At 50.9% G+C, this 10,934-nt stretch carries 10 protein-coding genes; 4 read left to right on the top strand and 6 right to left on the bottom strand.

Features of this window, described 5'->3' with window-relative positions; all coding sequences use genetic code 11:
- Positions 1-148: 148 nt before the first annotated feature.
- The 3 genes from R6U67_RS02435 (at position 149) to R6U67_RS02425 (ending at position 2,164) form a co-directional block, all read left to right on the top strand.
- Positions 149-379, top strand: coding sequence for a hypothetical protein (locus tag R6U67_RS02435; RefSeq protein WP_410251077.1), 231 nt, complete (start codon positions 149-151; stop codon positions 377-379).
- The gene (locus R6U67_RS02430; RefSeq protein ID WP_410251076.1) at positions 369-782 is read left to right on the top strand and encodes a putative toxin-antitoxin system toxin component, PIN family; all 414 of its coding nucleotides are present in this window, start codon (positions 369-371) and stop codon (positions 780-782) included. Before R6U67_RS02435 ends, R6U67_RS02430 begins: the two co-directional genes overlap by 11 nt.
- A 137-nt stretch (positions 783-919) precedes the next feature.
- The gene (locus R6U67_RS02425) at positions 920-2,164 is read left to right on the top strand and encodes a competence/damage-inducible protein A (RefSeq protein ID WP_410251075.1); all 1,245 of its coding nucleotides are present in this window, start codon (positions 920-922) and stop codon (positions 2,162-2,164) included.
- On the opposite strand, the gene R6U67_RS02420 is transcribed toward R6U67_RS02425, so the two are convergent.
- Positions 2,161-3,366: a homocysteine biosynthesis protein gene (locus R6U67_RS02420; RefSeq protein ID WP_410251074.1), complete on the bottom strand. Its 1,206-nt coding sequence runs from the start codon at positions 3,364-3,366 to the stop codon at positions 2,161-2,163. The genes R6U67_RS02425 and R6U67_RS02420 overlap by 4 nt on opposite strands.
- A 91-nt stretch (positions 3,367-3,457) precedes the next feature.
- On the opposite strand from R6U67_RS02420, the gene R6U67_RS02415 reads away from it, so the two are divergent.
- On the top strand, positions 3,458-4,966 hold the full coding sequence (locus R6U67_RS02415; RefSeq protein ID WP_410251073.1) for a thymidylate synthase: 1,509 nt from the start codon (positions 3,458-3,460) through the stop codon (positions 4,964-4,966).
- Between the two features lie 30 nt (positions 4,967-4,996).
- On the opposite strand, the gene R6U67_RS02410 is transcribed toward R6U67_RS02415, so the two are convergent.
- The 5 genes from R6U67_RS02410 to R6U67_RS02390 all read right to left on the bottom strand — a co-directional run bounded on the left by R6U67_RS02410 (position 4,997) and on the right by R6U67_RS02390 (position 10,447).
- Complete coding sequence (locus R6U67_RS02410; RefSeq protein WP_410251072.1) at positions 4,997-5,365, bottom strand: hypothetical protein; 369 nt, start codon at positions 5,363-5,365, stop codon at positions 4,997-4,999.
- A gap of 125 nt (positions 5,366-5,490) precedes the next feature.
- Positions 5,491-6,426 (bottom strand): hypothetical protein, encoded by a 936-nt coding sequence (locus tag R6U67_RS02405; protein ID WP_410251071.1) that lies wholly within the window; start codon positions 6,424-6,426, stop codon positions 5,491-5,493.
- Positions 6,427-6,430: 4 nt separating this feature from the next.
- Positions 6,431-6,985: a sigma-70 family RNA polymerase sigma factor gene (locus R6U67_RS02400; protein ID WP_410251070.1), complete on the bottom strand. Its 555-nt coding sequence runs from the start codon at positions 6,983-6,985 to the stop codon at positions 6,431-6,433.
- A 147-nt stretch (positions 6,986-7,132) separates the two neighbouring features.
- Complete coding sequence (locus R6U67_RS02395; RefSeq protein WP_410251069.1) at positions 7,133-8,686, bottom strand: pentapeptide repeat-containing protein; 1,554 nt, start codon at positions 8,684-8,686, stop codon at positions 7,133-7,135.
- 183 nt (positions 8,687-8,869) lie between these two features.
- The gene (locus R6U67_RS02390; RefSeq protein WP_410251068.1) at positions 8,870-10,447 is read right to left on the bottom strand and encodes a pentapeptide repeat-containing protein; all 1,578 of its coding nucleotides are present in this window, start codon (positions 10,445-10,447) and stop codon (positions 8,870-8,872) included.
- Positions 10,448-10,934 lie beyond the last annotated feature (487 nt).

The raw sequence follows: 10,934 nt of genomic DNA, 5'->3' as shown, positions 1-10,934 counted from the left end.
TCATCATAATTGGACATCAGTAATCTGTTCAGCTAGCATGGAGGAGTACCAAATTTAATCCTAGTACAGTTTGGAGCCACCAAGGGGAATATTTTCCTACATCAGTTTTAAGCTTCTTGGAATTCTTATATCTTTATTTTACCAAGAGATGACGTTCACATCTAACACCTATCAACTCCCGTTAACGTTTGAACAAATCCTAATTCTAGTTCAACAACTTCCTAAAGAGGAGCAAATTAAGCTCAAACAGGAAATTGATAAGGCAATAAATGCCCAGGAAGAAGATTTGTTAACTGTCTTCGACCGCATTGGCAAAAATGCTCAAGACAAAGGATTGACTGAAGAAATTTTACAGCAATTACTTGCTGATGAATCCTGAAATCATTGTGATTGATACTAATGTTTTAATCAGTGCGGTTTTAAGTCCTAAAAAAACTGCAAGAAAGGCTTTGAATCGAATTTATCAAAACTTTAAGATTGGACAAAGTGAAGAGACCTATCAAGAATTGGCGACCAGAATTTACAAGCGCAAATTTGATAAATACATTTCAGATGAAGGACGAAAAGATTTTTTAAGAGTTGTTAGACACTATAGTCGATTTTTTGAGGTAGAATCTCAAATTGAAATTTGTCGAGATATTGATGATAATAAGTTTTTGGAATTAGCGATAGATTCTAAAGCCGTATTTCTCATCACTGGTGATAAAGATTTATTATCCTTAAAAGCTAACATTCAATATCAACAATTAATTATTACTCCTAGGGAATTTTTGGATCAGTAACGTGGGGCAGCAGAGTATTTTCAATAAACTACGACAAAGCGCTCTGTTCATTAAAATAGGCAAGGGTTTCGGTTTCGATGCGTTGACCCTGGGATAAACGATAGGCTATTTTTGGGTTAAACCTTCTTCTCTCCCCTATGTCTGCTGAACTAATCTGTGTCGGAAGTGAACTACTCCTGGGCGACATCCTCAACACCAACGCCCAATATATCGCCCAGGAACTGGCAAAACTGGGGATTCCCCATTACTATCAAACCGTCGTCGGCGATAACCCCGAACGCTTGCAAGCGGCCATCGATATTGCCATTCATCGCGCCGACATCCTCATCTTTACCGGAGGCCTCGGCCCCACCCCCGACGACTTAACCGTAGAAACCTTAGCAGATTTCTTTCATACCCCTTTACAAGAACGCCCCGATGTGCTAAAGGACATCGAAGCCAAATATACCCGTCGAGGGCGCACCATGTCCCCGAGTAACCGCAAACAGGCCTTACTCCCCGAAGGGGCCGACGTCTTACCCAATCCCATCGGTAGCGCCCCCGGTATCATTTGGCGACCCGGCCACGTGACCATCTTCACCTTTCCCGGAGTTCCCTCGGAAATGCGGGCCATGTGGCAAGAAACCGCCGTTCCTACCCTCAAAGCCCAAGGTTGGGGTCAGCAGGTGTTCCACAGCCGCACTCTCAAGTTTTGGGGGATTCCCGAGTCAGAGTTAGCGGAAAAGGTCTCCGGCTTCCTCAATTCCGTGAATCCCACAGTGGCCCCCTATGCCAATTATGGCCATGTCAAGTTGCGGGTGTCGGCCCGGGCTGAGTCAACGGAGGCGGCGGTGGCCCTCATCCATCCCATCGCCCAGCAAATTCAGGAGATTGCGGGAATTTACTACTATGGCAGCGATGATGAAACTCTGGCGACGGTGGTCGGACAACAGCTACAGAACCGAGGAGAAACCCTCGCCGTGGCTGAATCCTGTACTGGGGGCTATTTGGGCAAAGCCTTAACGGAGATTCCGGGGAGTTCGGCCTATTTCTCGGGCGGCGTGATTGCCTATGAGAACCGGATTAAGGAACATCTGTTGGGGGTTGATGGCGAGATTTTACAGACCCTGGGGGCGGTATCGGGACCCGTGGCGGAACAAATGGCGGCGGGAGTTCGTGATTGTTGCGGTACAGATTGGGGCATTGGTATCACGGGAATTGCTGGCCCCACCGGTGGCACTCCCGATAAGCCGGTGGGATTGGTTTATATCGGTTTAGCTGGCCCTGAGTCCGTGAGTCATATCGAGTATCGTCTCGGGGATACTCGGGGACGGGATTGGATTCGCGAGATTAGCGTCAGTCACGCCCTGAATCAGCTTCGTTTGGCGTTGAGTCGTCCTTAATCTAAGGAAATTTGTAATCCCCAGACATCTTGGGGGACGAAGGTGCGATCGCTGGCAATCTTAGCCACCGGTTCCGTCAGGGTAAACTCTCCCGCGTCAATCCAGGCTTTAAGTTCTTCGGCCACTTGGCGCGATCGCGGAATACTGGCCAACGGGGCCACCCGAACCGACTTCCCATCGACGGTAATTTTACCCGATTTCAATTGAGCATAACTCACCAGTCCAAAAGTGGGACGCACCCGGCGGGGAATGGAAAAATCCACCACTGGGGCCACCAACTCCTCATCGCGAACCGCACAACGTTCCACCACCGTCTCATTGAGAACCGGCAGAGGAACCCCAACCCCCAACATCAGGGAGGGACCATAGTGATGAAAATAACAGCCGCGCACCCAATTGCGGTTCATTTGTCGCGCATCGCCCATCAAGGCAAGCGTAGCCGCCGGTCCAATGGGCGTATCATTGGGGAGTCGCTTTTGCAGGGGGAAATGTTGCGTCCCTTCACCGACGACATAGCCCACACCGCCCCCCATAAAGACGCGGGTTCCAATGCCAATTAGGTCTAAATTGGGATCATTGAAGAGGGGAGAAATGGCCCCAGGGTTCGAGTAAACGGCATTTCCCAGTTGTGGCTGGAGAGGACCGAGATAGGTAAAGAGAGTGCGATCGCCCCCATTGACCCCGACAATAAAGTTCTGATAGAGATTACGAGGATTAAACAGATAGAACTGATTAATCGTATCGCGAGAAATCTGGGTTTCAAAGGAAGCCCGAGGATAACAATCGGTGACTTGGCCAATGGCCCGAACCTGAACCGTTTTCCCGGCGATGAGGTCCTCAATCACATGGCCGCCGCCGCGATTCTCCTTCCACGTGGGTTCACGGCTAGGATCTTCAGCATCACTCACCTCCGCCAGTTGCGTCGCCCCCAGATACAAATCCACGGCCCCAAAGCCGGAATAGGCCATCACCCCGTCAATCCAGCAGCGACGAATCTTGATCGGCGGGTCAGTATGTCCGATATTAAGGATGGCCCCACTGGACTCCATCGGTTCAAAGGTTCCGGTGGTGATCACATCCACCTGTTTTGTGGCTTGGGTCACGCCGATATCTGCCACTCGGGCCTTGAGTTCCTCAACTGTCCAGACTGAGGCTTTCCCAGCTTCAATTTTTTCGTTAATTTCGGCGATCGTCCGTTCCATGATCCAACGTTAATAACACATCGTTAATCCCAGCCCAAGCGGCGGATTATGCCTGTTCCCTGTTCCCTGTTCCCTGTTCCCTCTTCCCCCCATGCCCCATCCCTATCAGCCTCACTATAAGCCCAATCAACTCATCTGCGGAACGGGAACCACGGCGATTGTCAGCGGTTGGACGGTTAAGGAGGCGATCGCCAAACATCTCCAACCCCAAGACTACGCCGTTATTGGACAACTCTACAGTCCCACGCGCGGCATTAGCGTCCTGGTTCGCAATCTGTTACTCAACCCCCAGGTTCGGGACTTAATTATTGTCGACGCCACCCGAGAAGACCGTAATGCTGGGAGTGGTCGTTGTCTGGCGGACTTCTTCGCCCAGGGAGTGCGTCCGGGACAAACGGAGAGTGGCCGAGATTGCTGGGTGATTAACTCCCCCATTGTGGGCTATCTCGATGCCGAACTTCCTGAGGCGGCGATCGCCACCCTACGGGAGTCTATCACCTGTCATCGAGTCGAGGACGTTAAATCAGCCCTTCACCTCGCCCGGACGATCGCCCAACAGCCGTCCCCCAAACCCTGGGGTGTTCCCCAAAGCTTCCCCGAGGCGATCGTTGAATCTCCCCTGAAACCGGGCCGACGCTATGGCCATCGCCTCGAAGGGCGAACCATCGCCGAAACCTGGGTTAAGCTGATTCACCGCATTCGTCGGACGGGAACCCTGCGTAATACCCAACATGATAGCCAGTGGCAGGAACTGATTAACCTGATGGCGATCGTCACCGACGAACCCCCGGAATTTTATTTCCCTGATCCCAACTACTTGCCCGTTTCTCGGGATTTTGTCGCCGACTATGTCGGTCAAATTCAGGATGATGCGGTGTCCAAAGACGGGGTGAAATACACCTATGGCCAGCGGCTGCGATCGTGGTTTGGTGTTGACCAAATCCAACAAGTGGTTCAGCAACTCCGCGACAATCCCGACTCCGCCCGGGCAGTAATGTCCCTCTGGGATGCCCAGCAAGACGGCCAAGCCAACGGAAGTCCTCCCTGTCTCAATCATATTTGGACCCGAATTGTGGACGGAGAATTGTCTCTAACCGCCACGTTTCGCAGTAATGATATGTTTGGGGCTTGGGTGGCAAATGCCATGGGCTTACGGGCGCTGCAACAGCATCTGAGGGAAACATTAGAAGTCCAAGCTGGACTGAATTTAGACCTAGGTCCCCTGATTACCATCAGCGAAAGCGCCCATATCTACGATGACTGTTGGGAAAACGCGGATACACTCATCGAACAACAGTATCCAAAACTGTTAAAAAACCGGAGTTTTGCCGACCCCTCCGGGAGTTTTACGATCCTCATCAGTGGCAGAACAGGTGAAATTGTCGTTGAACATCTCACCCCTGGTAGTGGTGAACCCGTGGGCTGTTATGTTGGGAAAACAGCCAAACGACTCTATCAAACTATCGCGGCGGATTGTCCCGTTTTGGAGACGGAACACGCCCTCTATTTGGGGACGGAGTTACAGAAAGCAGAGATATCCTTGAAATTAGAATTAGAGTATCAGCAGGATAAGCCGTTATCGCAACGAATAGGAGTGTAAAACCGTTTTAGGCTAGGGAAGTTGCTAACTTTAATTACGATTTTCTAGCCGTTGTATTCGCGCTTGTAACGCCTCTAACTTTTCCTCTAAGGTCATATGTTCTGATTCATTGGTCAAACTGTAGCCAATCAACTGTTCCAAAATTCTCTGTTGACGTTCAGAATTGGCTGAAAGGTCGCCGTAGCGTTCAATTAACTCATCGAGGACTGCTTTTTGGGCTTCTTGTTCTTCCTGAAGCTTCCGTTGGCGTTCCTGAAGTCTCAGGTCGCCTTCTTGAAGCCTAATGTACCCTTCCTGAAGCCTAATGTGTCCTTCTTGAAGTCGTAACTGACCTTCTTGGAGTTCCCGCTGTACGGCTAACATCTGTTCGAGGGTTGTTTGGATTTCTTCGGGGGTCATGGGAGTTGGTCGGATTTAAGGCTACACCACTACCAACCTGATTCTACACTATTGCTCAGCATGATGGAGCACCCTTGGTCTGCTGAGCCATTCATTCCCTTGATGTTAGCTCCTTCATTTTACGACTATTGTCTAACAATATTGGCGGATAAAGACCTTAAGTCAGCGGCGGGAAGTTCTGCCACGATCGCATACACATAATCATCTTCAGACCACAGAATCATACGCGGTTTCCCCGGTTGACTCACATAAAGTTTTCCGGTTCCTAAATCTGGCAAGGCTAGATTTTCTTCCCGAGTATCAATTTGATAAAAAGATAGCGGTTGCCCGGTTTCTGTGGTATAGGTGTAACGCATTCCGTAGATTTTACCAAACACACAGAGGGTTCCTCCCATCAACTCAATTCCCTGTTTTTGAATCACAGGATTGGTCTCAGAAAAGGAAAATTGACTATCAAATCGTTCGATAATCGAAGTTAGATTATCGGCATTATAATCCATTGGCCCTTCAGTTCGGGTCAAGGCTTTCAGGTGGTCTTCTGTAATTTCAGTTAACCCATCCCATTGACTGACTAAAACCGCATCTAATGGGGCAACGACCATATCTGAGGTATCTTGGCCTCGGAGTTGGGCCTGGGTATAATTCAGTCGCTCTCGCAAACGTAGATTATCCACGAGAAGGGCCACAGCCAGAACCGCTGCGACTCCACTGGCCCAACGTTTGGCCCAACGTTGCCAGGGAAGCCGCGAGGGCGGATGCAAGGGAACCACAGCTCCCTGTTGCGCCCCGGAATCGTCGCTCATTTCCCTCTCCGTCTCGGTCATTGCGGCCTCGGTCATTGCGGCCACTAGGATGCGATCGCGCAGGCCAGGTGGGGGCGGCGTTTCGGGTAAGCCATAGGGCATAGCCCCGAGAACATCCTGTAAATGTCGGACCTCCTCAGCCAGTTCCGGGTGCAGTTCCAGTTGGGTTTTGAATAATTGGCGTTCTTCAGAGGATAAATCTCCAAGAACGTAGCCTGCTGCTAATTCCTGAAGGCGCTCTGGTGAGAGATTGCTCATCGGATCATCCCATCCATTCTTGTAAGTGTTCTCGAAGTTCTAATAACCCTTTACGCGATCGCGTTTTCACCGTTCCCAGGGGCATCTTTAAATGGTCTGCGATCGCCGATTGACTCATCCCCTGATAATAGGCTAACTCCAAAATTGAGCGATATTTCTCAGGAAGCTGATCTAACGCCTGACGGACCGTATCTCGACGTTCACTTAAAGAAATTTCGTCAAAGGGGGTGTGAGTGGTCATCGTGTCCTCGCTCAGGGTTGCGCCCCAACGTCCAAGAAATTTACGTTTGCGTCCTCGCGATCGCAACCGATCAATGGCCCGCGATCGCGTTAACATCATTAAAAAGGTACTCAGTTTGCCACGACTGGGATCATAGTTCTGTTTACGCCAAAGAATCAGAAAAATCTCTTGGGTTAAATCCTCCGCCTCTTGAGGATTCCCGAGAACCTTTAAACTTACACCATAAACTAAACCGCCATAACGATCATAAAGCTGCCCCAACGCCGTGCGATCGCCGGTTTGCAGTTGTTCATATAAGTCAACATCAGTCACTGACATAGATACGGCCGCACTTGCTGCGAATTGAACAGTTCGTGTGTGTCCTAACACCATAGCAAATCAGGTTGGGGCTTTCCTTCACTACGTTGCTACGCTGCGATCGGATTTCCCAGCCACCCAAAATCTGGCCAATTGGCAACAATCACCTTAGTCAAACGAGTAGAACCCTTGGATAAACCGTAAAATCTCCTGCGCCGAGGGCAAAACCACCTGAGCTCGTTGCGACGAGAGCGCACTGAGGGGAATCCCCAACTCAGCCGCATTGAAAAAACGCTTACCAAACATGGGATTACTATAAATTGTTAATCCCAAATCACTCGAATTAGCCACCATCGTCTGAGTCGGAGCCTGGAAGAACTCCAACTCAGAATGTCCCTCCACCTGGGGACAAGTTAACCCGCTCACCTTCCGCAAACGTTGAATCGTGGCCACACTCAACTTCGCCGCCTGATTCGCCGCCTTCACCCCCGACAATTCAGGACTATTATTCTGAATCGAACGAACCAGATTCACCAAGGTTTTCTGAGTGTCCGACGCATCCTGAAACGGCAACACCGCCACATACGCCGTCGGTAACAACAACTCATCACTATCAACCCGGAACGTCAGCACCGTCCGTCGATAGCCCACATCGATACTGGGGGGCTGACTCATCTCTGGATATTGTTCGCTTAACTGATGATAAATCCCCGCTAGAACTCGATGAGCATCACTACTAATCGGCATATCAACCACCAATTGCACCACCGGCGGCGTCTGATTGAAAAACTTTTCAAAATTCTCCGAGTTAAACCGCGCGATTTGACTATGATCCCCATTGGGGCTTAAATCTAGCCAATCACAACTCATCCCCTCCGTTGTCAAATTAAAGCGAGCCACGCCATAGAGTTTCGCCCCCGTTAAAATCGCGCCACTCAAATCCGCTCCCTCCCAATCGGCCCGAATTAAATTGGTTTGGGTTAAATCCGCATGAACAAAACTCGTATTCAGGAGATTGGCGCAACTGAGATCTGCCCCAATCAAGTTTGCACCACTGAGTTTGGCCTCACTCAAATCAGCCCAGCGAAGATTCGCGCCACTCAAATCAGCCCAGCGTAAATTCGCCCCCCGCAAACTCGCGCCGCTCAAGTTAGCGCGATGCAGGCGTGCATGACGCAGTTCAGCATGACTTAAATCGGCTCCCGTTAAATCCGCCTTACTAAAATCTGTCCCAATTAGATTGGCATTGAGGAGAATCGCTGCAATCAGAGAACTCCCTCGTAAATCCGCTTCATTGAGGTTAGCGCCGGTCAAATCCACTTGTCTGAGGGTCGATTCTCGTAAATCCGCCGCGTTGAGATTGGCCCCATTAAGTTTAGCGTTGCTGAGGTTGGCCCGAATCATCTCGGCCCGAATCAAGGCCGCATCTTTGAGATTAGCGCCGCTGAGGTTGGCTCGAATCATATTGGCGACGTTGAGAATCGCCCCTTCTAAATTGGCTCGCACCAGGTTGGCCCCACTGAGGCGAGTCACATTCATTTTGGCGTAGCTGAGATTGGTGCCACTGAGATTAGCGCCACTGAGATTGGCAATACTGAGAATTGCCTGACTGAGATTGGCACCGCTGAGGTTAATACGGCTGAGATTCGCTTCAGATAACATGATGCCGCCGAAGTCCCGTTCTCCGGCAGCATATTTTTCTAAGAGTTCTTTAAGCGTCATGGGACTTTATCCTCGTTTTCAAGCCAGTCGTCGGCACCAAACCACCGAAGCGCACCCCAAATCCTAACAACAATTGAGATCCTTTCCCTAGTATCTCGGGTTCGTTGTCGCGATCGCCATCTCAATTGAGATGACCCGATGCGATCGCCTCAGGCCCTCTTCGGCGCTAGTTTAGGCGCTAGTTTAGAGGGGATCGGGGTTCAGGTCAGTCACCGTTGTTTTGACGAAATCGAAGATCACAAAGGGCGGAGGCAGAATCTGGTTACAGACTTCAGGATAGGGAGGTTCAATGGGATTGACGCGGTTGGCGGCTTGAAGCCGTTGCTTGCCGAACTGAGGATGATGTTGAACTTCGATGGTTTGGTTTTTGGAGTTGGAGAGAATGACATGGGTGGGAGCCTGGAAAAAAGCCTGCCCTGCATCGGGGGTCAGGCTTTCGGGTTCGTTGCTGCGTAGGCTGTTGGCTCGTTCAACGGTTTGCTCGAAGAAGACTCGCAGCCGTTGGATGTAGCGAAAATGGCCAACGTCGAGGTTTTCTCGTTCTTTGGTTTGTAGCAGTTGGACGAGGTTTTGGATATTGCGTTGGGTGGCGGTGGCATCCTGAAAGGGCAGGATGGTGATGTAGGCGGTGGAAAATAGTTGTAAGTCGTTGTCGAGGCGGAAGGTGATCACGGTGCGGCGATCGCTGACGTCGATATTGGGCGATCGCTTCAAACCAGGAAAATAGCGGGCAATGTGGTAGTAAACCTGAGCCAGAGCCACATGGGCGGCGGGGTCGAGAACGGCATCGACTAAAATGCGAACGGTCGGTAACGACTCATTAAAAAATTCTTCGACCTGTTCCGGGCGAAAGCGCTGGATTTTAGAGCCATCTCCGTTGGGACTTAAATCAACCCAATCACAGACCGTTCCTTCACTTTTAAGGCCAAAACGAGACACACCATAGAGTTTACTCCCGGTGAGGGTGGCTCCACTCAAGTCGGCTCCCATCCAATCGACATTGGTGAGGGTGGCTCGGGTGAGATCGGCATAGACAAGACTCGCATCGAGTAAGTTCGCGCCGGTTAAGTTGGCCCCGCTGAGGTTGGCCCCGCTGAGTTTCGCGCCACTGAGATCGGCTCCGGCTAAACTGGCGCCACTGAGATCGGCCCAGCGTAAATTCGCCCCCCGCAGATCGGCTTCGATGAGTTTGGCCCCACTGAGGCGCACTTGTCGCAGTTCAGAATTACGCAAACTGGCCCCACTCATATCGGCCCAGCGTAGATTGGTACGCCGGAAGGTGGCTTGTTCTAGGTTCGCGCCGCGCATTTGGGCGTAACTGAGATCAACTTCGCTGAGATTGGCCCCTTGAAAGTTGGCCCGAGGGAGTTTAGCTTCTTTGAGCATGGCCCCGCTGAGGTTCGCGCCCCGTAAATCGGCCCCGCTCAGGTCGGCTCGTAACATTTCGGTACGAATGAGGGAGGCTTGGTAGAGATCAGCACCGCTCAAGTCGGCGCGGATGAGGTTGGCTACATTGAGGTCAGCATCTCGGAGATTGGCCCCTCGCAGGTTGCAACTGCTGAGTTTGGCGACGTTAAGTTTGGCCCCTTTGAGATTGGCTTTGCTTAAATTGGCACCACTGAGATTGGCAACGCTCAAACAGGCGTTCCGTAAATTAATTCGGGTGAGATTGGCTTGGCTGAGGTTGGCTTCGCTTAGATTAACGCCAATAAATCGCCGCACGCCCGCTGCATATTTTTGTAACAGTTCTTCGGCTTCCATACACGCGCTTCGAGATCTATCCCTGGTCGGAGTGTCCGAACCCTCGGCACGGTGGGTCGTGCCACCCTAAGAGGATCGTACACGAATCCCTCCCTATCTGGGACAAGGCCGTTCTAAATCTGGGGGCGTTTGGGTCCAGACGACGTTTAGCTATGAACAATAAGCAATCAACAATAAAAATTAGATAAATCCTATTGCTGTAGTCGTTTTAAGCTTTTTGTTTGTACTAGATGAATTGGCTATTTATATCTATTTTAGTCGATGCTGTTCAACAAAAAGCGAACGTGAGATAACTCTCACGTAAAACTCCTGGGAGGGTTGGAAGCTCCGTGATTGATCGCGGAGAGGAAAACCGACTCAAGCGGCTTTAGCCGCCAGCACCCCCTTGCGGGGTGGAGGGGTATGGTTGCCCCTCCATGGAGCTATGGTTGGCTCCGACTCCCTTGCGGGGTAATGTTGGCGCTTGCGCTAACGCGCACGCTCCGCG

Source organism: Sodalinema sp. (genome assembly GCF_046483825.1).
Classification (GTDB): domain Bacteria; phylum Cyanobacteriota; class Cyanobacteriia; order Cyanobacteriales; family Geitlerinemataceae; genus Sodalinema.
Note: the sequence above shows the minus strand (reverse complement) of the source record. Positions and strands in the feature narration are given on the sequence as shown.